Genomic DNA, 23,454 nt, shown 5'->3' with positions numbered 1-23,454 from the left:
GATTGCTCGGATCACGAGGTGAATATCAAGGTTCTGCTCGACGGTGTGGTGTCGGCGGGTGAGCTGGATATCGCGGATCGTAATCCGCTGCTCGCTGAAATGACCGACGAGGTCGCCGAATTGGTACTGCGCGACAATATCTCGCAGAACTTCCGGATCGGCCTGTCCCGTTCGGGGTCGGCGCGGCGCGGCGCGGTGCACCGGCGGCTGCTCACCGAACTGGAGACCCGTCGCGGCGTGGACCGGCATCTGGAGGCGTTGCCCACCGATGCCGAGATGGACCGGCGGATCGCTGCCGGGGCCGGGCTCACATCCCCGGAACTGGCCACGATGATCGCCCATGTGAAGCTCGCGCTGAAATCCGATCTGCTCCACGGAGACCTGCCCGACAGCCCCACTTTCGCCGCGGTGCTGCCGGATTACTTCCCGACTCCGCTGCGGGAGCGGTTCGCCGGCGCCATCACCAGGCATCCGCTGCGGCGCGAGATCGTGGCCACCGTGGTGGTCAACGAGATGGTCGATTTCGGTGGCGCGACCTTCGCGTTCCGGTTGTCCGAGGAGATCGGTGCCACCACCGACGACGCGGTGCGCGCGTTCACGGCGGCGGTGGAGATCTTCGGGCTGCGGGAACTGTGGCAGCGCATCCGCACCGAGAAGATGCCGACCTCGGTGCGCGACCAGCTCGAACTGGAATCCAACCGTACGCTGGAGCGCGCCGCGCGCTGGCTGTTGCTGAACCGGCCGCAGCCGATCGCCATCGGCGCGGATATCGCCCGCTATCGCGAGGGTGTGCGTGCGCTGGCGGATCGGGTGCCGGGCTGGTTGCCGAAACCGCTCGCCGAACGGGTCGCGGCACATGCCACCGAGGCGACCGAGCACGGTGCCCCGGCCGATCTGGCCGCCGAGGTCTACCGGATGATCCATCTCTTCCCGCTGCTGGATGTGCTGGATATCGCCGATATCGCGGAACGGGATTCACGGGAGATCGCCGAACTCTATTTCGCGCTCAATGCGCATCTGGAGATCACCCGGTTGATCAGCGCGGTAGGCGATCTCGACCACGATCAGCGCTGGGCGGGACTGGCCCGGCTGGCACTGCGCGACGATCTGTACGAATCGCTGCGGCTGCTGACACTGGATATCGCCACCGCCACCGATCCGGAGGATCCGGTGACGGAGAAGCTGGACTACTGGGAGCAGACCAACCGTTCCCGCCTCATCCGGGCGCGGGCCGCGCTCACCGAGATCTTCGGGGTGTCCAGGCATGATCTGGCGACCCTCTCGGTGGCCGCACGGCAGGTGCGGAGCCTGGCGGGTAGCGCGGAGTCGGGCATCGTCGCCTGACGGTGCGGATACAGTCGGCCGCCCGGTTCCAGCCGGGCGGCCGACTGTATCCGGGGCCTGTGCGGCCGAGCGGGATACGGCGTCGGCGGACCGCGGCCGACTTCAGGCGGGCCGGCTGCGGGTACCGCAGGAGGCGCAGAACTTGGCCGTGGGCAACAGTTCCGCGTCGCATCCCCGGCATCGCGCGGGTGCGGCTGGGGCGAAGCGGCTGCCGCATTCGACGCAGAACTTGGCGCCCGCTGGATTCACGGCGGTGCAGGCTGTGCAGACCGGATTCTCGGATCCCGCGGGGCCCAGTTCGGCCGGTTTCGCCGCGGGTGGGAGTCCTGCCGCGTGCTGTTCTTCCCGCGACGGCTGATTTTGCTGCCAGGGCGAGGTCGGCGGGGGCGGGACGTACCCGGCGGCCGGTGGACCGGACTGCTGGATGGCATTGATGCCCAGCGCCGCGCCCAGGAAACCGCCCTCGTGGCCGTGTCCGGATGCCAGGCCCTGCCCCGCGCCCAACGCCATCTCCCCGGCCGCGTACTGCCGGAAATCTCCGGCGAGCCGGATATAGGTGACATCCTTGGCGAGCCGCTTGAGCCGGTCGGCGTCCTCGGGGGCCAGAGTGATGTCGAAGTTGCCCAGCCGGGGTATCCGTAACCCGTACTCGTAGAGCGCGGTATTGGTCTGCTGTACCACCGCGTGCTCGATGACGGGCAGCAGACCGGACAAGCCCAGTATCGGCCATTCGCCCTGCGAAACGCCCTGTGTCACCGCGACCTTCATCGATTTGAGCAACAGGTCGGCGCTCCACGATTCGATGCCGGCCGGATCGTGCAGGTCGGTGCTGCCGGCCAGCGAGGTGATCAGCTGCCCGGCGTCGCGGACGCTGAGCGCGAACTCACCGAAAACGCGCAGGGTGACTATCTGCTCGCTGATCGGGTCGGCGATATCGGCCAGACGACCGCCGAACTTGATACCGGCGAATTCCCGGGTGGAAACGAAGTAGAGCTCGGCGCGGTACATATTGCCGCCGGTGAGCGTATCCACCAGCGCGCCGAGGACGGGGAGTTCGTCGGCGTCGATCCGGTGCCGGCCCGGACCCAGCGCGCCCAGGACATGACCGGATTTCACGAACAACGCCGTCTGGTCGGCATTGACGATGGCGCGGGAGTACCGCCGGATGTTCACATCCGGCCACTTGTAGACGAGTTGTTTCTTACCGGTCTCGGGGACGGCGATGAACTCGCGTTCGAACCAGGCCATCTCAGTGCTCCCTACGCAATTGACGTGTCCAGCGTATCGACGTTCAGCGGCTCGATCAATGGCACTTACAGTGCGGCCGACCTCGCGTTTTACCCAAACTCGCTGGTTTCCACTGTGTTACACACAGCGGCCCCCTATTGATCGTGCCGCTAACTAGCGGTACATTGCTCGCAGACATGATCTGCGCCACTCGAAAGGCAAGACGATGACAACAGTGCAAGAGCCTCGGGGACAGGCGGCGCCGACGGAGAGTCTGCACGCCGAAGATGCGGGCTACCACAAGTCGCTGCGCCCCCGGCAGCTCCAGATGATCGCCATCGGTGGCGCCATCGGAACAGGCCTGTTCCTCGGCGCCGGTAGCCGGCTGCACGAGGCCGGCCCCGGTCTGTTCCTGGTGTACGCCGTCTGCGGCGTCTTCGTATTCTTCATTCTGCGCGCCCTGGGCGAACTGGTCCTGCACCGCCCGTCCTCCGGGTCGTTCGTGTCCTACGCCCGTGAGTTCTACGGCGAGAAGCTGGCCTTCGCGGTCGGCTGGATGTACTTCTTCCACTGGTGCATGACCGGCATCGTGGATATCACCGCGATCGCCACCTACGTCCACTTCTGGGGCGCGTTCGAGGTGATACCGCAGTGGACCATCGCGCTGATCGCGCTGGCCATCGTGGTCGCGATCAACCTGATCTCGGTGAAGTGGTTCGGTGAGCTGGAGTTCTGGGCCGCGCTGATCAAGGTCGTCGCGCTCGTGGCCTTCCTGATCATCGGCACCATCTTCCTGGCCGGTCGCTTCGATATCGAGGGCCAGCCCACCGGTTTCAGTGTCATCTCCGATAACGGCGGTCTGTTCCCGAGCGGCTTCCTGCCGCTGATCGTCGTCACCACCGGTGTCGTATTCGCCTACGCCGCGGTGGAACTCATCGGTACCGCCGCCGGTGAGGCGGAGAATCCCGAGAAGATCATGCCGCGCGCCATCAACTCGGTGATCGCCCGGATCGCGCTGTTCTACGTCGGTTCGCTGGTGCTGCTCGGCCTGCTGCTGCCCTACACCGTCTTCAAGTCCGGTGAGAGCCCGTTCGTCACCTTCTTCTCCAAGATCGGTATCGACGGTGCCGGGTCGGTCATGAACCTGGTGGTGCTGACCGCGGCGTTCTCCAGTCTGAACGCCGGCTTGTACTCGACCGGTCGCATCCTGCGCTCGATGTCGATGAACGGTAGTGCCCCGACCGTCGCGAGCCGCATGTCCAAGAACGGCGTCCCGTACGTGGGTATCCTCGCCACCGGTGTGATCGCGCTGGCGGGTGTCGGACTGAATGCCCTGGTCCCCGATCAGGCCTTCGAGATCGTGCTGAACGTCTCGGCGCTGGGCACCATCTTCTCCTGGACCGCGATCGTGTTGTGCCAGCTGCAGTTGTGGAAGTGGGCCCGCGACGGCAAGGTGACCCGGCCCAAGTTCCGTCTCCCCGGCACCCCGTACACCAGCTACGCCACCCTGGTGTTCCTGGCCGCCGTGGTGCTGCTGATGCTGTTCAGTGAGGAGATCGAACAGCGTGCCGCGGTGATCGCGATGCTGGTGGTCGGTGTTCCGGCGCTGGTCGGCGGTTGGTTCCTGGCTCGTAAGCGGGTCACCGAACTCACTACCGCACGGACCGCGGTGGCCGCCCCGGCGGCTCCGGCCGAAGAGCCGGGCAACACCGTGCGTATCCTCGACGAACCCGAGGACAAGCAGTAGCGCGACGACCGTGTCGTGAAATACCCCGGGTAGCAAACCCGGGGTATTTCGCATTCCCAGGGAAGGGAATGTTCAGTGTTCCGCGCCCGTGGTGCGGGATAACAATAGACTCTCTCTGTTCTTCCGCGGGTTTGAGAGGTCGTGCATGCCGGAGCAGTCCAGCTCATCGCAGCCCAGCTCATCCGAGCGTCCGCTCCCGCCGCCCTGGTCGAAGCGGCGGGTCCGAGGTGTGGAAATGCCGCGGCGCGGCGCGCACACCTGGTCCACTCTGCGCACCAACAGCAGTGAGAGCGTGCGCCGGCCCGGTACGGAATCGGAGCTCACCCGCGCTGCCGAGGAATTGCTCGCCGAATCGGGCAGCGCCGAGCCGCGAAGTGCCACCGACGCCGCGGCGGTACCCAGCGGATCCGGTGTCTTCGTACCGGTGACCGTGGGGTCGGTGCCCGCGGTGGTGGCGCCGCCGCAGTCCGACGAGCCGCCCGCCGCGCCGGATCTCTCGGATTTCGACCGGGCCATCGCGGCGTTGACCGGGGACGATATCGCCCGGCTCAACAGTCTCGCCGGAGCCGACGACGATGACGAAGATCTCGACGCGCTCCTGCTCGGCGACGACGAGGACGATTTCGACGATCCCGACCCGTTCGCGGGTTTCGAGGACGATATGCCCTCCGGGCGTAATGCCCGGTCGCGGCCGAGTGTGCGCCGGCTCGGCGCCGGTCTGGTGGCCCTGCCGCGGGTGGATCCGGTGGACCCGGCCACCGCGGTGCTCGCGGATCCGGTCGTACCCGAGCACAAGCGCTTCTGCTGGAAATGCCAGGCGCCCAACGGGCGGTCCGGTCCGGAGGGGCCCGGCGCGGTGGCGGGGGAGTGCGCGCGCTGCGGATCGGCCTACAACTACCTGCCCGCCTTGTCCGCGGGCGAGGTCGTGGCCGAACAGTACGTGGTCAAGGGATGTTTGGCGCACGGTGGTCTGGGCTGGATCTACCTGGCGGTGGATACCAATGTCAGCGATCGCTGGGTGGTGCTCAAGGGGTTGCAGAACCCGCAGGATTTCGAGGCCCATGTGGTGGCGCTGGCCGAGCGCCAGTTCCTCTCCGAGATAACCCATTCCGGCGTGGTCAAGATCTACAACTTCGTCAAGCACCGTTCGCACCGTGAGGTGGCCGACGGCTATATCGTCATGGAGTACGTGGGCGGGCGCTCACTGAAGAAGATGCTGGATATGGCGGGTCCGGAACGTATTCCGGTCGCCGAGACCATCGCCTACATGATGGAGGTACTGCCCGCCCTCGACTATCTGCACTCGTTCGGGCTGGCCTACAACGATCTCAAACCGGACAACATCATGGTCACCGACGACGAGGTCAAACTCATCGACCTCGGCGCCGTCGCGGCCATGGAATCATACGGAAGTATCTACGGCACTCCCGGCTATCAGGCGCCGGAGATCATCGAAACCGGGCCGACAGTGGCCACCGATGTCTACGCGGCCGGGCGCACCCTGGCCGCGCTGATCCTGGATCTGCGCAAGGATTCCGCGGGCAACTACCGTACCGAGATGCCGACACCGGACGAGTATCCGCTGTTGCGGCGCTATCCGTGCCTGCACCGGCTGCTGGTGCGCGCGACCCATACGGATCCGAGCCGGCGCTTCCCGTCCACCTATGCCATGTACTGCCAGCTGGCCGGTGTGTTGCGGGTGGTGCTCGCCGCGGACTCCGGTCGTGAACATCCGCAGGCGTCTGTGGAGTTCGGTTCGCTGCGTGGCGATTTCGGCATAGATACCCTGATCGGCCAGACGGACGGGATGGTCGACGGCGGGCATCGCAGCCTCGGTCTCGACGCCGCCGCGGTCGTGGCCACGCTGCCGATCCCACTGATCGATGCCGACGATCCCAGCGTCGCGCTGCTGAGCCCGCTACTGCACGGCGACGCGCGCCAGACTCTGGATTCGTTGCGCCAGACCACCGAGCGTATCGCCGCCGGCACCATCGACGCACCGGAAACCTTCGAGGTCGAGGGGGCACTCACCGCTGTTCGCGCTCATCTCGACCTGGGTGAGCTGGCGTCGGCAACCGCTCTGCTGGACGCTCTGCGCCCCAGCACGGTCACCGACTGGCGTATCGAATGGTTCACCGGTGTCACCGAATTGCTGGACGGACGCTACGAGCACGCCTATCTGCATTTCGACGAGGTGCACACCATGCTCCCCGGCGAGCTCGCACCGGCGCTGGCCCTGGCCGCCACCGCCGAGCTGGTGCTGCAGACATTGGACGATCCCGGTGATTCCGACCGCTGGCACGCGGCCGCCTCGGATTTCTACCGGCTGGTCTGGCAGACCAATCACGGAGTGGTCAGCGCGGCATTCGGGCTGGCGCGGCGGCTGGCGGCAGACGACCTGCTGCTCCAGGCGGTCCAGGTGCTGGACGAGGTGCCGGTGACATCCCGGCACCACGGCACCGCCCGGATGACTGGCAGTCTGCTGCTGGTGTCGCGGCCGCATCGGGAGATCACCGAGATCGATCTGCGTGAGGCCGCTTCCCGGTTGGAACTCGCCGACGAGCCCCGGGCGCTGCAGATGCAGGTGGTGGTGGTCGGTGCGGCGCTGGAGTGGTTGAAATCCCGGATGCGCCCCGCCTCGGCCGACACCACCCTGCTGGGCTATCCGCTCACGGTGGCCGGGCTCAGGAGCGGTCTGGAGTCACGGTTGCGGGCGCTGGCCCGCACTGCTCCGGGGCGGCTGCACCGCTATCGGCTGATCGATATGGCCAATAGTGTACGTCCGCATACTCGCTGGTGAAGCTACGGTCGGCCGGTGATCCGGCGGCGCCGGACCGCCGCCGGTAGCAGTGGCGCGGATACCAGCAGGATCACCAGCAGGAGCAGCCACAGCCAGCCACCGAACACCAGCGCGAGGATCAGCGCGAAAACCGCCGAGCCACCGGACAGTATCGCGAAACCGACTGCGGGATCGGCGGTTTCCGTCGAGCCGGGTGGCGGGGTGGGCGCCGGGAGGTCGGTGAACAGGGCCGCGAGTTCCGGGGTGCTCCGGGCGGCCGTGACGGCGGCGGTGCGCTCCTCGTATTCGGTCAGTGTCAACTGACCCGAGCCGAGGTGATCGGCGAGCTCCCGGAGTGCGCGGTCGCGCTGCTCGCCGGTGATCCGCGCGCCGGGTAGCTCACTCATACTCGCAGCATAGGACGGTTTCCGCGGTCCGGGCCGGTCCGGTGTTCGCCACTGTGGGGAAGGCTCCGGCGGCGGCTCGGGCCCGGTTCCCAGATATGGGGAGTAACTACGCTGGCCTCACAGAATTGCGGGCAGAGGAGTTGTGTATGTCCACCGTGATCCAGTCTCGGCGCCCGGCGGCCGATGCATGGGACTGGCAATTGAACGGGTCCTGTCGCGGCCTGGAATCCACCGTGTTCTTTCATCCGGAAGGGGAGCGGGGCCGGGCTCGTGCCGCCCGGGTGCGGCGCGCCAAACAGATCTGCGATACCTGCCCCGTGCTCGACCGGTGCCGTAGTTACGCATTGGCGGTGGGCGAACCGTACGGAGTATGGGGTGGAATGTCGGAGGACGAGCGCCGCACACATACCCAACGGGCCGTTACTTCACGCTCGACGAACTAGCAAATCCCACCCCAACACCGGCTGAATCGGACCTTTCGGTCGTGTCCGGCACAGGTTGCCGCCGCGGCTTTGTGGTTTCCTTGTTATATGGCTGCTGGTGTGGAGTACACGATCGATGAACTGGCGCGGGCCGCCGGCACGACCGTGCGCAGCCTGCGGGTTTATCACGAACGGGGGGTTCTGCCCCCGCCGCAGGTCAAGGGGCGGACGGGTTATTACAGTCCGGATCACCTCAACCGGGTGCGCACGATCAGTAGGCTGCTCGATCGCGGAATCAAGTTGAACGGGATAAAGGAACTGCTCAAAGCCTGGGATCGAGGTGACGATCTCGGCGATATCCTGGGTGTCGGGCCGCTGCTCGGCGGTATGGAATCCGATGAACCGTCCGTGGACGAATCGGCCGCGCCCAGCGATGCTATTCCCGCCACCGAGCTGCAGGAACGCTATGCCTCGGTACCCAACGGGCTGGCCCGGATAGTCGCTGCCGGACTCTACGAGCCGGTCGACGCCGCCACCTATCGGCCCGCCGACCGGCAGCTCATCCGGATAGCGGAGCAACTGGCCGCCGCCGGTGTTCCCGACGCCGAGGTACTGGGCGAGCTCGAAAGGATCCGCGCCGACAGCGACCGCATGGCCCGTCGCTTCGTCGACCTGTTCCATCGCACGGCCTGGCAGAAGTACCGCGATTCCGGGCAGGAAGCGGCCGACCTGGCCGAATTGACCGCACAACTGCAGCTCGCGCGCACGCTGCCCGGTAAGGCCGCCGCCGAGTTGGTGAACAAGTTCGTCGCGCACTACATCGATAGCGACAGCGAACTGGCCGATCTGCCCGCGGAGAGCTGAACGAGCCCGGAGGGTTCCCCGGACTGGGAACGGCTCGTGCGGTGTTGCGCCGTATGACGGTACATTCGACGGCGGCTCTTCCGTCGTCCGGTGACCTCCGGCGATCTACTTAGGTAACTTTCCTCCTTTCTACGGATGCGCGCGGCCCGCCGCAGGTGCAGAATCTGCTTCTTGGCACCTGACGCGGTAGATGAGGCATGGAATGGGAAGCGTGACACTGTGGATGCAGATATCACTCGACGGGTTCGCGGAGGGACCCGACGAGGCGGTCCACTGGCCGGTCGTCGACGAGGAACTCTGTACCGAATACCTGGATGAACTCCGCCGGGCCGATCTGCTGCTCTACGGGCGGAGAACCTACGAGATCCTGGCGGCCTTCTGGCCCACCGCCGATCTGGCCCCGGTCTCGCCGTTCTATGTCGATTTCGCGCGATTCTGGCGCGCCGCGCCGAAACTCGTCGTCACGCGGACACTGCGCAATCCGTCCTGGAACACCCGGGTCACCGGGCCGGACCCGATCGAGGAGGTGCGGCAGCGCAAGGCGGCGGGGCAGGACATGGTGTTGTTCGGGGGTGCCGAAACCGCGCGATCGTTCATGGCCCACGACCTGATCGACGAGTTCCGGCTCTTCGTGCACCCGCTCCTGCTGGGCGGCGGGGTCCCGCTGTTCCGGTCCCCGGTCGACACCAGTGGGCTGCAACTGGTGGATGTGCTGACCTTCGACAGCGCGGTGGTCCAGATGCACTATCGCCAGCAGGCCTGCGTGATGTGCTGACCGTCACGATCTCCCCGGTGGCGTACTCGTCGTGAAATGACCGGGTTCGCCGCACGGCCCGTCGTGAGGTGCACTAATTTACGTCTCTATGGCGGTGATCTACCCGGACGGTGCGGCACCTGCCCCGCCCGCGACCGAGTTCTTCGGTCGGATGCGGGAGCTCGCACGCCTGCACGATCTACTGCATTCCGGCACCGCGCGCCTGATCACCCTGGTCGGGCAGGGTGGTATCGGCAAGACGCGGCTGGCCGCCGAAGCCATGCGCCGGATGAGCCGCGCCGATCCCGGCCGCCCGGTGTACTGGGCGCGCCTGGCCGAACTCGAACGTGATTGCGGCGATTCGGCCGAGAACGTACTGCGCTCGGTGGTGCGTACCGATATCAGCGATCCCGATGCGCTGGATGTCGGGGTGGGGCCGCGGGCGGGTGCGCTCGCCGATCACGCGATCCTGGTGCTGGACAACTGCGAACATGTGCTCGCCGCCGCGGGGCGGGCGGTTATCGACCTGCTCGCCGGTACGCCGGGCCTCACCGTTCTCGCCACCAGCCGCGAACCCATCGGCTGGGCCGACGAGTACATACTGGCCGTACCGCCGCTGTCGTCGTTCGAATCGCTACAGCTGTTCCGCCAGCGCGCCGAGCTCACCGGCTGCCCGGTCGCCGAGGATCCGGCGCAACTCGCGGTGGTCCGCCGGATCTGCCGCCGGGTCGAGCACAATCCGCTGTTCATCCGGCTCGCCGCGGCCAGGCTGCGGCATCAGCCGCCCGCCATGGTGCTGGCCGAACTCACCGGTGACGCGGCCGATCAGCGGATGCAGTGGTCACAGAGCGCACGGTCGGGCACCGAGCGGCGGCACCGCGGGGTCTACGACGTGATCGCCTGGTCCTTCGATCTGTGCGCGGCCGACGAACAGCTACTACTGCAACGGATGTCGGTGTTCGCGGCCGGATACGAAACCGACGGGGTGGCGCCGCAGCGCAACGGGGTCGAGCTGGCCGCGGTCGTCGCGGTCTGCGCCGACGACGTACTACCCGCCGACCTGGTGGCTCCGCTGCTGGAGCGGCTGGTCGAACGTTCCCTGGTATCCACCTTCCGTACCGAGACGAGTGTGCGCTGGTATCTGGTGGAGAGCGTGCGCCTGTTCGCCGGTGACCGATCGCGCCGGGAACCGGCCGAGGCGAGCCGGACGGCCGCCCGGCACCGGCGTTATCACCGTGATCGAGTGGTCGCGGCACGGTCGCTCTGGTATGGCCCACGCGAACAATCGTGGCTCGACTGGGCGCGTACGTCCTGGGACGACATCCTGATGGGTATCGAAACCGGTCTCGCCGATCCCGGCGAGGCCCTGGTCGGCCTCGAAACCGCCTCGGTGCTGCTGTCGGTATGGGTGCCGTTCATCAAAGGTGGGAGCAGGGCGCTTACCAGGCTCACCGCCGAGGCCCTCGATATCACCCGCGGGCAGGGGATCACCGAGCACCATATCCGGGCCACCGCTCTGCTCGGCTGGTACTACCTGTGGCAGGGTGAAGCCGATCGGGCCGCCGCTCTGCTGGACGAATGCGTCGCGGACCGCGGGCCCGGCAGCGCGTCCGGCTCGTCGTGGCGGGATACTCCGGAAATCGATATCGGCCTGCCCGCCTCGGTGGAGTGGATCTGGGGTCTGGAACTCATGCTGTTCCGGATGGACCCGCGAGCAGTTGCGGTCCTGGAACGAGCCGGCCGGAAGTTCACCGCACAGGGCGATCGGGTAGGCGTGGAACGCGGGCAGATCTTCGCCGCGCTCGCGGCGTCCATGCTGGGTGATCCGGAGCGGGCGGACCGGATCACCCGGCGGCATCTGGAACGTTCGGTGGCCTCGGAATCCGAGCTGGCCGCACACTGGGCCCGGGCCGCCCGGACGCTGGCGCTGGCGCGTTCGGACGAACCGGCCGCCGCCCTGGAATCGGCACATGCGGTGGTGTCCTGGCTGGGTTCGAGCCGGGACGCCTGGATGACCTCGTGGTCGACGGCAGTCTGCATGCTCGTGCTGACCCAGGTGCTGACGGAGGAGCCCGCCGCGTTGGGTACCGCGGCGGCCGTCCGCATCCGTGCCACCGAACTGGCCTGGCTGGTCGGGGTTTTCCGGGCCTGCCACCGCTCGATGGGGATATGTGTCGAGCGGGTGCCGATGGTGGTGCTCGGCGTGCGCCGTGCGACGAGGGTCGCGACGGAGCTCGTCGGTCCGGCGGATTTCGCCGCTGCCGAGCAGCGGGGCGGGCAGTTCCGCCCCGGCGGTGACGCGGTACAGGAGTACCTGCGCCGCCGCTGGCCGGTGCGTCCGGTTGTGGTGGACGCACCGGTGGATCGTGGTGAACCGGCCGATTCACGCTGGGACAATCTCTCGCCGGCCGAACGCGAGGTCGCGGTCCTGGCCGCCGCGGGCTGGCCGAACAGTGCCATCGCCCAGCGGCGTGGTAGTTCGGTGCGGACGGTGGACGCGCAGGTCGCCAGTATCCGGCAGAAGCTCCTGATCGGCTCCCGGCGCCAGATTCCGGATCATATTCCGGCTCACCTCGCCGGGGCGGTGGATACCGAACGCGCTTCCGCCGCCGACCGTCCCCGGAACCGGCGGCGTACGCCGCGCCTGCCCGACGGGCAGTGATCACGCGGCGCCCATATCACCGACAGGCGTAGTAGTACGGCTTGTAGGCGCAGATATCGAGGTAGCCGCCCTGGTCGTTGTCGTAGGTGAAGCTGCGCTGGGCCGGGATCGCGTGGACCGGCTCGCTGCGGTTGCCGGGATCGCTGGGGAGATCGTGGGTATCGCCGTAGCTGCCCCGGCCCGGATGGGAATCGTCGCGGGTGCTGTGACCGGGAACGTCGGCGACAGCGAGCTGCGGGGCCACGGTGGCGGGGATCGCGGCGAGCGCTCCGGCCAACACGGCGGCGGCGGCGATTCTCTTCACGAATCCGAAGTTGCGGGTGATGTTCATGGTGTGCTCCGTTCTGTTCCGGCTTCTAGAACTTCTACGGTGAGTCAATGTATGTGGGTCCGTAGTTCTATGTGCCGCTGTTTAACGGTACGGTACACGAGTGTTCGAATGTGCGTCCATGCATTTCCCAGCAATGGGAAAGGATCGGCCGTCCTCGGCCGGGCGGGCCTACAGCCGGGGATCGACCGGTTCGGATTCCAGAGCCAGTACCGCGAATACCGCCTCGTGCACCCGCCACAGGGGTTCACCGGTCACGAACCGGTCCAGGGCCTCGATACCCAGCGCGTATTCCCGCAGCGCCAGCGACCGCTTCCGGCCGAGACCCCGGTTGCGCAGCCGGTGCAGGTTCTCCTCGCGTAGGTACTCGGGTCCGTAGATGATCCGGAGATACTCCGGTCCACGGCACTTGACGCCGGGCTGGACCAACCGACCGGCGGGCGTATCCGGAATCGGCTGATCGGGGCGAGTTTCCACAGGTAGTGGTTCATCTGCGTGACCGATACCGGTGCCGGGCGGCCGCCCGGCACCGGTATCGGCGAGATCGCCCGCTGTCGTGCCGTCCGTATCCCTGGGCCGCGATTTCGGTACGCCGTGCACAAGGGCGTCCACCGGTTTGACCACCATTCCTTCGCCGCCGGCTCCGGTGAGCGTCGTCCACCACGCGGTGGCCGCCGTCTCGCTTGCCGGATCGGTGAGATCGACGGTCCGCCGCCGGGTCGGCGCCAGCAGGGCCGGATCGGCGGCCACCAGGCGATCGATCAGGGCCAGCTGCCGGTGATGATCGTGTACCGCGTAGCAGTTCCCCTCACCGGCGAGTACCCCGAACGGCGCCAAGCGCAGCCCCGTCAGGCCCTCGACCGGCCAGCAGTAGCGGCCGTAGGCGCTGGTGAACGCGGCGATATCGGCGGCGCGCCCGGCGGTCCGTTCCTGTAGGGGCCCGACGTCGCGTCCGCGGGCCGCCGCGGTCGCGAGCACCGCCGCCGCCGCGTCCACGGACGCGCGCCCCGCGGCGCCGACGGCGGCGTACTGATCGCGCAGGAGTTGCCTGGCCTTCGCCGACCAGGGCATGAGTTCGGTGTCGAGTAGCAGCCATCCGGTGTCGAGTTCGTCGAAGAGTCCGGCTGTTTCGGCGGCCGCGCGTACCCGGCCCAGCAGTGTCTCGGTACGGTCGGCATCGTCGAAGAACGGGCGTCCGGTCCGCGTGTAGATCATGCCGGTGCCGTGTTCCACGCCGAATCGGTCCCGCGCGGCGGCGGCCGATCGAGCGACCAGCACCATCGCCCGCGAACCCATATGTTTCTCCTGGCACACCACCCGGGTGACGCCTTCACTCCGGAAATAGTCGAATGCCTGCGCGGGGTGCTCGAGATGGCCCGGGAGTTCGGAGGTGGCACAGGGCGCCATGGTCGGCGGCAGATAGATCAGCCAGCGCGGATCCACGGCGAATCGGCTCATCACCTCGAGCGCCGCACTCGAGTTCTCGGCACCGATCCCGACCCGGCCGTGGTGCCGGGTCTCGACCACACGCCGGCCGATCACATCGTCCAGATCCAGGATCGCGGGATCACGCCGGGCCGACCCACCATCCGGTACGTCCACCGGTGCCAGCGGCCGGACCGGTTCGTACCAGACCTTTTCCGCCGGCACGGAGACCGGCTGCCGCTCCGGATAGCGCAGTGCCGAGAGCTGCCCACCGAAGACCACGCCGGTATCCAGGCAGAGAGTGTTGTTCACCCACCGCAGCCCGGTGACCGGGGTGTGCCCGTACAGCACGGTCGCGCGGCCGCGGTAGTCCTCGGCCCAGGGCGAGCGCACCGGCAGACCGTAGGAGTCGGTTTCGCCGGTGGTCTCGCCGTACATGGCGAAGGATCGGACCCGCCCGGAGGACCGTCCGTGGTACTCCTGCTTCAGCCCGGCGTGGGCGACTACCAATTGCCCGCCGTCGAGCACATAGTGGCTGATCAGGCCACGGCAGAAATCGAGGACCGCGGAACGGAACTGCGGATCCTCGGCCTCCAGCTGGGACAGCGATTCGGCGAGCCCGTGGGTCGGATTCACCTTCTTGCCGCCGAGCGCGCGTACCAGCTTGTTCTCGTGGTTCCCGGTGACACACAGTGCGTCACCGGCCCGGACCATACCCATCACCAGGCGTAGCACCCCGGGAGTGTCGGGCCCGCGGTCGACCAGATCCCCGACGAATACGGCGATACGGCCCTCCGGATGCCGGGCGCCGGCCGCCCGGCCCGCCGCATCGCGTTCGATGCGATAACCGAGGACACCGAGCAGGGTTTCGAGTTCGGACCGGCAGCCGTGTACATCGCCGATCACATCGAACGGGCCGGTGAGGTCCCGGCGATCGGTCCACAGCCGTTCGTCGGCGATGCGGGCGTCGGCGATCGCGTCCACGCCGCGCAACATATGGACGCGCCGGAAGCCCTCCCGTTCCAGCCCGCGTAGTCCGCGGCGGAGTTCGCGCTGCTGCCGGTGCACCACATGGGCGCCCAGCGCGGCCCGGTCCGGCCGGTTCGAATTGCGTTCCAGACATACCGAATCCGGGACGTCCAGCACGATCGCCACCGGCAGTACATCGTGGGCGCGGGCCAGGGCGACGAGTTCTTTCCGTGCGCTGGGCTGCACATTCGTGGCGTCGACGACGGTTCGGAGTCCGCGCCGCAAGCGCACCCCGGCGATATGGTGCAGCAGTGCGAATGCCTCGGGCGTCGCGGCCTGATCGTTCTCGTCGTCGCTCACCAGTCCCCGGCAGAAATCCGAGGAGATCACCGAAGTGGGCGGGAAATGAGTGCGGGCGAAGGTGGATTTTCCCGATCCGGTGCATCCTATGAGAACCACCAGGCACAGATCGGGTACGGCGAAATCGGTCACCGGGCGACTCCTTCGGCATCGTCGGCGGCCCGGGTGAAGACCGCGAGCTGACCGGGCGGCCCGACCTCGGGGTCGGTGGCGCCGATCGGCGCGAACCGGACCGGATAGCCGTAGTGCTCCGCGACCCGTTCGGCCCAGGCGCGGAATTCGTCCCGGGTCCATTCGAATCGATGGTCGGTATGCCGGAATTTCCCGGCGGGTAGGCCGTCGTAGCGGACGTTGTACTCCGCATTGGGTGTGGTCACCAGCACTGTTCGCGGAGCCGCGGCGCCGAAGACGACATATTCGAACGCGGGCAGCCGCGGCGGATCGATATGCTCGACCACCTCCATCAGCACCGCGGCATCGAAACCGCGCAGGGCGGTATCGGTATAGGTGAGCGCCCCTTGGCGCAGGGTGATCCGACGCGTGAGGTGTTCGGGCGAGCGGTCCAGCCGGAGTCGGCGCCGGGCGATCGCCAGGGCGCGCGTGGAGACGTCCACGCCGACGATTTCCTGGAAAGATCTGTCGGCGAGCAACTCCCGCAGCAGCGCGCCTTCGCCGCAGCCGAGGTCGAGGACCCGGACCGCCCCGGTTTCACGGAGGGCGGCGAGTACGGTGGCACGCCGTTGCACGGCCAGCGACGGCGTGTAGCCGGCCGCCGAGGTGGCGTCCGTGTTCGCGGGAGCGGGGTCCGGATCCGCGCGGTCCGGGTGCGAGTCGGCCGGATCCGAGGCCGGGGGACAGCGCAGCGGGTGCGTGCCCGGTGGCGGCCCGGCACCGGTATCCGCCGGGACGGTGCTCGAGGTGTCCTCCGGCGGCTCGTCCACGGCGCCCAGGTCCTGCGGATCCGTCTCGTCCAATTCGGCCAGCCGCGCGAGTGCCGTGCGTATCAGCGACTGACGGCGCGCCAGATAGCGGCGCGTTATCCAGTCCCGTTCGGGATGGCCGGGCAGCCAGGAGCCGGCCGCGCGTAGGAGTTTGTCCACTTCGCCGTCGTCGAGCCAGTAGTGCTTCGTCCCGTCCAGAACCGGAAGCAGGACGTACAGGTGCCCGAGCGCTTCGGCCACCCGCAGCGTCCCCGACAGCACCAACCGCAGATGGGCCGAATCACCCCATTCGGGGAACGCGGGATCCAGCGGTAGCGGAGTGGCCTGCACCGTCCAGCCGAGCGGGGCGAAAACACGCTCCGCTGTCTCCGCGCCGCCACGGCACCCCACCGCGGGCAACTCGAGACGCAACGGCACCGGGGTGCGGGCGAGTTCCGGGCGCTGCGGGCAGTCGCCGCGCAGCGCGCTGCGGAACACGTTCCCGATCGCCACCGCCAGCAGCGACGAGGCCGCGTACGGACGGTCGTTGACGTACTGGCCGAGGGCGAATGTCTGTGTCTCGCGGGATTTCCCGCGGACGAGCCGGACCGGATCCACCTCCAGCAGCAGTGCGGCGGTACACCGTTCGGGCGCGGCCTCGGGATAGAGCACGTGGGCGGTGCCGAACGACAGACCGAACTCCTGCACCCGGTCGGGGTTCTTGTGCAGCAGGAACCCGAGATCGGTCGCGGGCGCGGTGGAATCCGCGTCCCGCGTGCAGGTGATGGTCAACAGCATGCTGCGATCGTCGTCGAGCGGTAGCGGCGCGGCAACACAGTTTCGGCGCGCGCGCCGGAGCGCGCCGCGGTCGTCCGGCTAGGTGTACTGACCGGGGACAGCTAGGCGGGCCAGCGCCAGTTCACCACCTCGGGGATGTCCTCGCCGTGCTCCCGCGTCCAGGCGCGGGCCCGCAGGCGGGCGTCGACCATCCGCTGGCGCAGCCCGGCCCCCTGCTGCCGCAGCGCCGGTACCCGGTCGATCACGTCCATCACCAGGTGGTATCGGTCGAGATCGTTGAGCATGACCATATCGAAGGGGGTCGTGGTGGTGCCACGCTCCCGGTACCCCCGCACATGCAGACCCGAGTGGTTGGTGCGGCGGTAGGTCAGCCGGTGGATCAGCCACGGATAGCCGTGGAAGGCGAAGATCACCGGGGAATCCCGGGTGAACAGGGTATCGAATTCGCTGTCCGGTAACCCGTGCGGATGTTCGTCGGTCGGGAGCAGCCGCATCAGATCGACCACGTTCACCACGCGCACCCGCAGCCACGGCAGCTCCTCCCGCAGGATCGCCGCGGCGGCGAGGGTTTCCAGAGTCGGGACGTCGCCGGCGCAGGCGAGGACCACATCCGGGGTGGTCGCCGGCTCGTCGCGATTACCGGCCCATTCCCAGATACCGATACCGCGGGCGCAGTGCAGCGCGGCCGCGGTGGCCGGAAGCCAGTCCGGTTGCGGTTGTTTACCGGCGACCACCACGTTCACGTAGTGGCGCGACCGCAGGCAGTGGTCGTACACCGAGAGCAGTGTGTTCGCGTCCGGCGGCAGATACACCCGGACGATCTCGGGCTTCTTGTTCAGCACCACATCGAGGAAGCCGGGGTCCTGATGGGTGAAACCGTTGTGATCCTGGCGCCATACATGCGAGGACAACAGATAGTTCAGGCTCGCCAGCGGGCGGCGCCACGGCACCGCCGCACTCGCGTCCAGCCATTTTGCGTGCTGGTTGAACATGGCGTCCACGATGTGCACGAATGCCTCGTAGCAGGTGAACACCCCGTGCCGGCCGGTGAGCAGATAACCCTCCAGCAGACCCTGGCACATATGCTCGGACAGCACCTCGATCACCCGGCCGGTGCGGTCCAATTTCTCGTCGTGCACCCCGATCTCGGCCTGCCATTTCCGGCCGGTGACCTCCAGGATGTCCTGCAGCCGGTTACTGGCCAGCTCGTCCGGCGCGAACGTCAGGAAGTTGTCGGGATTGTGCTCGGTGACCGCGCGCAGCCAGTCACCGAGCACCCTGGTCGCCTCGTGCGCGGTGCGGCCGGGTCCGGGGACGTCCACCGCGTACTCCCGCCAGTCGGGCAGTCGCAGATCCCGTACGAGCGATCCCCCCTCGGCCACCGGGTTCGCGCTCATCCGCCGTCCGCCGGCCGGTACGAGCCGGCACAACTCGGAGACCGGCGCGCCGGATTCGTCGAACAGCTCCTCGGGCCGGTAGGAACGCAACCACTCCTCCAGCACCGCCCGATGCGCCGCGTTCTCGCGGGCGGCCGGTAACGGAACCTGGTGCGCGCGGAAGGTTCCCGCCACCGGCTCGCCGTCCACGATCGGCGGCCCGGTCCAGCCCTTCGGCGTGCGCAGCACGATCATCGGCCAATGCGGGCGAGTGGTATCGCTGCCGTCCCGGGCAGCGCGCTGGATCTGGGCGATACGTTCCAGGCAGGTGTCCACCGCGGCGGCCATGTCCTGATGCACCCGAGCGGGTTCGTCACCGGCGACGACCAGCGGTTCGTAACCGTAGCCCCGCAGCAGGGAGACCAGCTCGTCCTCGGGAATACGCGCCAGCAGCGTCGGATTCGCGATCTTGTATTCGTTCAGTGCGAGAATCGGCAGCACCGCGCCGTCGCGTTCGGGACTCAGGAATTTGTTGCAGTGCCAACTTCCCGCCAGCGGACCGGTTTCGGCTTCTCCGTCCCCGACCACACAGAACACGGTGAGGTCCGGGTTGTCGAGCGCGGCGCCGAACGCGTGCAGCAGTGAATATCCCAGTTCGCCGCCCTCGTGGAACGAGCCCGGTGTCTCCGGGGCGCAGTGGCTGGGAACGCCGCCGGGAAAAGAGAACTGGGCGAACAGCGCGCGCATCCCCTCGCCGTCGCGGGGTATATGGCTGTACAGCTCGGAGTAGGTGCCCTCGAGCCAGGCGCAGGCGTTCGGCCCCGGCCCGCCGTGTCCCGGCCCGGCGACGAACACCGCGTTCAGATCGCGCGCCAGGATCGCCCGGTTCGCGTGCACCCACACCAGGTTCAGACCCGGCACGGTGCCGAAATGCCCGAGCAGCCGCGGTTTGATGTGTTCCGGGGCCAGCGGTTCCCGGATCAGCGGATTGGCCATCAGATAGATCTGCCCCACGGCCAGGTAGTTGGCCGCTCGCCACCACGCGTCCAGGGCTTCGAGCTCTTCGGGCTCCAACGGCCCCGGCGCCGCCGACAGTACATAGGGCCGGGGCGCGACGGATTCACCACCGCGGCCGCCCACATTGTCGGCACCGGTGTCCCCGCCTGCACTAGCCAACTGCGTCATACGCCTAACCTCCTGGAGGTCGTGGTCGCGCCGGGCCGCCGCACCCCCCGGTGCGGATTGCCACCACGATAGCTGGCGGTGTGCCACGTCGCCCCCGGTTCGCGTGCGGCGGCCGGCGGAACTTCTCTGTGCCCGTTCCCGTCGTACCCGTACAGCCGGGCGGAAACCTGTGCCCCGGAACCCGAACCGAGGGCCGACCGGCGAAAGGGCCCTCGAGATCTCGCCCGTCTCGGTACCGGACACCCATGTGTGCCGGGGTGGGTGCGGCCGGTTCGGTCCGGCCGGACGACGCCCTTCCGCTGTAACCCCCGCTTCCGAGCCGGTGTGCTTCTGGGCCGGAGTAGCGCAGGAGTCTCAGCGACCGCGGTATCGACCGGTCCACCGCACGCCGACGGTTCGCAGCAAGGACAGGTCGACGCGGTCCCCGACAACCTGGACCCGGTATCCCGCACCCCGGTCCCGAGATCACCTTCCACCTCGGGTGATTGCGACCGGACGGACGCTGTGTCCGGGCCGGGTTCGTGGTCGAGTCCCGCCGAAGTACTGGGGCATCCGGCCCGCAGCATTGTGCCGGCGCAGCTGTTGACATACCTCTTGCTGATATTGCCCTCCGCCGGCGATACCGATACCCGACCCGTTGTGCGGGGGAACCGCCGCCGACGCCGGGCACACCTACCTCCGCCCGAACACCCCTCGCAGCGATCGGCGACCGTGACCCGGACTGCGGCGCTGTCCCCCCAGATGGCCGAAGCCCTCTGCCCCGCCCCCGCCCCGCCGAAGGCGGGGCAATAGACACAGCTAGGGTGCGGCTCATGCAGACAATCGGCAGGATCATCGCTGTCACCGCCGTCGCCGCGGCCGGCTTCGGCCTCACCGCGTGCGGTTCCGACGACACCGGTAGCACCGCGACCGCCTCCACCGCGGCCGGTTCGTCGGGCGCTCCCGCACAGGGCGCGCCCACCGAATCGAAGGGCCGCGAATGCACAGCCGACGATATCGAGGTGCAGGGCGGTTTCGGGGAGGTCCCGCGGATCACCATCCCCGAGGACTGCGATCCGCCGAAGCAGCTCGTGACCAAGGATCTGGTTCCCGGGTCCGGCCCCGGTGCCGCGCCGGGCCAGCAACTGACCATGAACTACGCCCTGGTCACCTGGTCGGACAAGGAGAAGCTGGATTCCTCGTTCGACCGCGGCGAACCCTTCGAGCTCACCCTCGGGGACGGTATGGTCATCCCCGGCTGGGAGCAGGGACTCGAAGGAGTCCAGCAGGGTGCCCGCCGTTTGCTGATCATTCCGCCCGAGCTGGGCTACGGTGCCGGCGGCAACGGTGTGAAGCCGAACGAGACCCTGGTCTTCGTCACCGACGCGGTCGCCGTACCCCAGGGGTGACCCGACCCCGAAGACCGCACCCCAGCGCTACCGAGAGGCCCGATTCCTCCCACGGGTCCGGTTGCGGAGTGACTCCGAAATGGCAGAGCGAAAAGGCGTGACATTTGTGTCGAGTGCCGACCATCCGCACATCGGAACCGTCGAGCGCCTACAGAGACGCGGTCCCGTCAGGGTCCGGCGAGAACACGCCCCGACATGCGTCTCCTCGTCTGCTCCGTACGGTCCACCTCAGCGGTGGGGCCCGCCCCGGTTCTGGAGCGACAGAGCGAAGGAGCGCAGCGACTGAGCGGCGGAGTGAAGAACCGGGGTCGATAGGGCCCCGCCCCCGCCCCGCCGAAGGCGGGGCAAATAAACACAGCCCGGGCTGAAGGGTGTGCGGGCCGGTCAACTACCCTGGTCGGGATGCGTATCCCGGGCGCGTGAAACCGCAGGTGCTCGCCGTTCGGATGGTACGCCGAGGCGCGTACCCGCGCGTCGTCGCCGGACCACGCGCCATCACCCGGCCGTCGGCACGGTTATCGTGCGGGCCGGCGAACACGAACCGACGAGAACAAGGAGCATGTCCGTGAAGAGCACCGTCGAGCAGCTGAGCCCGACCCGGGTCCGGATCAATGTCGAGGTGCCCTTCGAGGAGCTGAAGCCGGACTTCGATCGCGCCTACAAGGCCTTGGCCAAGCAGGTGCGCATTCCCGGCTTCCGCCCGGGCAAGGCGCCGGCCAAGCTGCTCGAGGCGCGCCTGGGCCGTGGCGCGGTCCTGGAGCAGGTCGTCAACGACGCTCTGCCCGGCCGTTACAGCGAAGCCGTCACCACATCCGAGGTGAAGGTCATCGGCCAGCCGGAGATCGAGATCACCAAGATCGAGGACGGTCAGGAGCTGGCCTTCACCGCCGAGGTGGATATCCGGCCGGAGATCACCCTGCCCGAGGACTACAGCACCATCGCTGTCACCGTGGACGCCGTCGAGATCACCGATGCCGATATCGATGAGCAGCTGCAGTCGCTGCGCCAGCGTTTCGGCACCCTGACCGGTGTCGAACGTCCGGTCCAGGACGGCGATTTCGTCTCCATCGACCTGTCCGCCACCGTCGGTGGTGAGGAAGTGCCGGAGGCCGCGACCACCGGTCTGTCGCACGAGGTCGGGTCGGGTCAGCTCATCGAGGGTCTGGACGAGACCCTGATCGGGCTGTCGGCCGGGGAGTCCAAGGAGTTCACCTCCACCCTGGTCGCCGGCGATCATGCCGGGCAGGAAGCCACCATCACCGTGACCGTCGGTTCGGTCAAGGAGCGTGAGCTGCCCGAGGCCGATGACGAATTCGCTCAGCTCGCCAGTGAATTCGACACCATCGAGGAATTGAAGGGCGATCTGCGGTCGCGCGTCGAGCGGGTCAAGAAGGTGCAGCAGGCCGGCGATATCCGCGACAAGGTGCTCGAGCAGCTGCTCGAGAGCGTCGAGGTGCCGCTGCCCGAGGCCGTGGTGAAGGCCGAGATCGACGCCGTGGAGCATGACGCGGTCCACGGTTTCGACCACGACGAGGCCAAGTTCGCCGAGGCGCTGGAGGCGCAGGGTTCGAGCCGCGAGGAGTTCGACGCCGATACCAAGGAAGCCGCCGAGAAGTCGGTGAAGACCCAGCTGCTGCTGGACGCGGTCGCCGAGGCCGAGGGCACTCAGGTCGGCCAGGAAGAGCTCACCGAGCGCATCCTGTTCCAGGCCCAGCGCTACGGGATGGCCCCCGAACAGTTCATTCAGCAGGTGCAGCAGGCCGGCCAGCTCGGTGCCGTCTTCGCCGACGTCCGCCGCGGTAAGGCGCTGGCGGAAGTGGTCGGCCGGGTGACGGTCACCGATTCCGAGGGCAACAAGGTCGACACCGACGAAATGTTCGGCAATGCCAAGGAATCCGACGCCGCCGACGAGGCGACCGAGGAGTCCGCGGACAACGAGTAGCCCACTCGAGGATTTGCGTACCGAAGCCCTGGGACCTGAGGCGGTGTTGGCCATCCGGAGACAGAACACGATCGACAACTGTCACCGGTTTGCGTATGCCGAGGGTTCCGGGGTTTCTGCGTCCCCACGACCGGGCTCCCCGCCCCGGCGGGCGTGCCCCGGCTCCGGAGCGGCAGTGCGAAGGAACGCGGCGACCGACCGTGCGCGCTCCGCGTTCACGGTCCGGACCCGCACCGGTTCCGGACCGACGGGGCCGAGGAGCGCAACGTCCGAGCTCACGCAGTCGATCCTCCAGGAGTTGCCGACCGGTGGGCATCCATCGAGCCGTAACCCCGTCCAGGCTGGTCGAAGCGCTTGCTGGGATGGGTCTCGCGTCTCTTCCGTATGGTCGGCATCCGTAGGCGGAGCCCGCCCCGGTTCTGGAGCGACAGAGCGAAGGAGCGCAGCGACTGAGCGGCGGAGTGAAGAACCGGGGTCGATAGGGCCCCGCCCCCGCGCCGCCGGAGGCGGCGCCGGTCGGGAGAGCACACCGGTGTACACCACTAAACATGTTAATT

At 67.9% G+C, this 23,454-nt stretch carries 15 protein-coding genes; 9 read left to right on the top strand and 6 right to left on the bottom strand.

The features are described 5' to 3' along the window. The coding region (locus tag ACWEWT_RS36330) for an NAD-glutamate dehydrogenase domain-containing protein (protein ID WP_452565439.1) at positions 1-1,344 on the top strand (1,344 nt) is incomplete at its 5' end. A 102-nt stretch (positions 1,345-1,446) separates the two neighbouring features. Here the strand turns inward: ACWEWT_RS36330 and ACWEWT_RS36325 are convergent. Beyond that, entirely contained in the window at positions 1,447-2,592 is a 1,146-nt protein-coding gene (locus ACWEWT_RS36325; protein WP_452565438.1) for an SPFH domain-containing protein, read from the bottom strand. A 205-nt stretch (positions 2,593-2,797) separates the two neighbouring features. On the opposite strand from ACWEWT_RS36325, the gene ACWEWT_RS36320 reads away from it, so the two are divergent. Both ACWEWT_RS36320 and ACWEWT_RS36315 read left to right on the top strand, forming a co-directional pair. Continuing rightward, positions 2,798-4,318 carry an amino acid permease gene (locus ACWEWT_RS36320; RefSeq protein WP_452565437.1) on the top strand — a complete coding sequence of 507 codons (1,521 nt, stop codon included), beginning with the start codon at positions 2,798-2,800 and terminating at the stop codon, positions 4,316-4,318. A gap of 235 nt (positions 4,319-4,553) precedes the next feature. Continuing rightward, positions 4,554-7,118 carry a tetratricopeptide repeat protein gene (locus tag ACWEWT_RS36315; protein WP_452565436.1) on the top strand — a complete coding sequence of 855 codons (2,565 nt, stop codon included), beginning with the start codon at positions 4,554-4,556 and terminating at the stop codon, positions 7,116-7,118. 2 nt (positions 7,119-7,120) lie between these two features. Here the strand turns inward: ACWEWT_RS36315 and ACWEWT_RS36310 are convergent, their stop codons facing one another. Next, positions 7,121-7,504 (bottom strand): DUF1707 SHOCT-like domain-containing protein, encoded by a 384-nt coding sequence (locus tag ACWEWT_RS36310; RefSeq protein ID WP_452565435.1) that lies wholly within the window; start codon positions 7,502-7,504, stop codon positions 7,121-7,123. Between the two features lie 146 nt (positions 7,505-7,650). Between ACWEWT_RS36310 and ACWEWT_RS36305 the strand changes: the two genes are divergently transcribed. The 4 genes from ACWEWT_RS36305 to ACWEWT_RS36290 all read left to right on the top strand — a co-directional run bounded on the left by ACWEWT_RS36305 (position 7,651) and on the right by ACWEWT_RS36290 (position 12,206). Next, complete coding sequence (locus ACWEWT_RS36305) at positions 7,651-7,947, top strand: WhiB family transcriptional regulator (protein WP_452565434.1); 297 nt, start codon at positions 7,651-7,653, stop codon at positions 7,945-7,947. 87 nt (positions 7,948-8,034) lie between these two features. Further along, entirely contained in the window at positions 8,035-8,790 is a 756-nt protein-coding gene (locus tag ACWEWT_RS36300) for a MerR family transcriptional regulator (protein ID WP_452565433.1), read from the top strand. A 202-nt stretch (positions 8,791-8,992) separates the two neighbouring features. Beyond that, the gene (locus ACWEWT_RS36295) at positions 8,993-9,565 is read left to right on the top strand and encodes a dihydrofolate reductase family protein (RefSeq protein ID WP_452565432.1); all 573 of its coding nucleotides are present in this window, start codon (positions 8,993-8,995) and stop codon (positions 9,563-9,565) included. Positions 9,566-9,653: 88 nt separating this feature from the next. After that, a complete protein-coding gene (locus tag ACWEWT_RS36290; RefSeq protein WP_452565431.1) occupies positions 9,654-12,206 on the top strand; it encodes an ATP-binding protein in 2,553 nt (850 codons plus the stop codon). 16 nt (positions 12,207-12,222) lie between these two features. Here the strand turns inward: ACWEWT_RS36290 and ACWEWT_RS36285 are convergent, their stop codons facing one another. The 4 genes from ACWEWT_RS36285 to ACWEWT_RS36270 form a co-directional block, all read right to left on the bottom strand. Next, the gene (locus ACWEWT_RS36285; RefSeq protein WP_452565430.1) at positions 12,223-12,537 is read right to left on the bottom strand and encodes a hypothetical protein; all 315 of its coding nucleotides are present in this window, start codon (positions 12,535-12,537) and stop codon (positions 12,223-12,225) included. A gap of 168 nt (positions 12,538-12,705) precedes the next feature. Then, positions 12,706-15,420: a polynucleotide kinase-phosphatase gene (locus tag ACWEWT_RS36280; protein WP_452565429.1), complete on the bottom strand. Its 2,715-nt coding sequence runs from the start codon at positions 15,418-15,420 to the stop codon at positions 12,706-12,708. Further along, positions 15,417-17,006, bottom strand: coding sequence for a 3' terminal RNA ribose 2'-O-methyltransferase Hen1 (locus ACWEWT_RS36275; RefSeq protein WP_452565428.1), 1,590 nt, complete (start codon positions 17,004-17,006; stop codon positions 15,417-15,419). The genes ACWEWT_RS36280 and ACWEWT_RS36275 overlap by 4 nt, the downstream gene beginning before the upstream one ends. Positions 17,007-17,107: 101 nt before the next feature. Then, positions 17,108-19,567 carry a phosphoketolase family protein gene (locus ACWEWT_RS36270; RefSeq protein WP_452565427.1) on the bottom strand — a complete coding sequence of 820 codons (2,460 nt, stop codon included), beginning with the start codon at positions 19,565-19,567 and terminating at the stop codon, positions 17,108-17,110. An 812-nt stretch (positions 19,568-20,379) separates the two neighbouring features. On the opposite strand from ACWEWT_RS36270, the gene ACWEWT_RS36265 reads away from it, so the two are divergent. Both ACWEWT_RS36265 and tig read left to right on the top strand, forming a co-directional pair. Next, a complete protein-coding gene (locus tag ACWEWT_RS36265) occupies positions 20,380-20,955 on the top strand; it encodes an FKBP-type peptidyl-prolyl cis-trans isomerase (RefSeq protein ID WP_452565426.1) in 576 nt (191 codons plus the stop codon). A gap of 565 nt (positions 20,956-21,520) precedes the next feature. After that, positions 21,521-22,897, top strand: coding sequence for a trigger factor (tig, locus tag ACWEWT_RS36260; protein WP_452565425.1), 1,377 nt, complete (start codon positions 21,521-21,523; stop codon positions 22,895-22,897). The last annotated feature ends 557 nt before the right edge of the window (positions 22,898-23,454 follow it).

The organism is Nocardia sp. NPDC003963, from assembly GCF_053605105.1.
Note: the sequence above shows the minus strand (reverse complement) of the source record. Positions and strands in the feature narration are given on the sequence as shown.

Bases quoted from the DNA above. Each gene is read 5' to 3' on its own strand.
- ACWEWT_RS36315 (WP_452565436.1), top strand. From the start codon at position 4,554: ATGCCGCGGCGCGGCGCGCACACCTGGTCCACTCTGCGCACCAACAGC.
- ACWEWT_RS36325 (WP_452565438.1), bottom strand. From the start codon at position 2,592: ATGGCCTGGTTCGAACGCGAGTTCATCGCCGTCCCCGAGACCGGTAAG.
- ACWEWT_RS36305 (WP_452565434.1), top strand. From the start codon at position 7,651: ATGTCCACCGTGATCCAGTCTCGGCGCCCGGCGGCCGATGCATGGGAC.
- ACWEWT_RS36320 (WP_452565437.1), top strand. From the start codon at position 2,798: ATGACAACAGTGCAAGAGCCTCGGGGACAGGCGGCGCCGACGGAGAGT.
- ACWEWT_RS36270 (WP_452565427.1), bottom strand. From the start codon at position 19,567: ATGACGCAGTTGGCTAGTGCAGGCGGGGACACCGGTGCCGACAATGTG.
- ACWEWT_RS36300 (WP_452565433.1), top strand. From the start codon at position 8,035: ATGGCTGCTGGTGTGGAGTACACGATCGATGAACTGGCGCGGGCCGCC.
- ACWEWT_RS36295 (WP_452565432.1), top strand. From the start codon at position 8,993: ATGGGAAGCGTGACACTGTGGATGCAGATATCACTCGACGGGTTCGCG.
- ACWEWT_RS36310 (WP_452565435.1), bottom strand. From the start codon at position 7,504: ATGAGTGAGCTACCCGGCGCGCGGATCACCGGCGAGCAGCGCGACCGC.
- ACWEWT_RS36290 (WP_452565431.1), top strand. From the start codon at position 9,654: ATGGCGGTGATCTACCCGGACGGTGCGGCACCTGCCCCGCCCGCGACC.
- ACWEWT_RS36285 (WP_452565430.1), bottom strand. From the start codon at position 12,537: ATGAACATCACCCGCAACTTCGGATTCGTGAAGAGAATCGCCGCCGCC.
- ACWEWT_RS36265 (WP_452565426.1), top strand. From the start codon at position 20,380: ATGCAGACAATCGGCAGGATCATCGCTGTCACCGCCGTCGCCGCGGCC.
- ACWEWT_RS36275 (WP_452565428.1), bottom strand. From the start codon at position 17,006: ATGCTGTTGACCATCACCTGCACGCGGGACGCGGATTCCACCGCGCCC.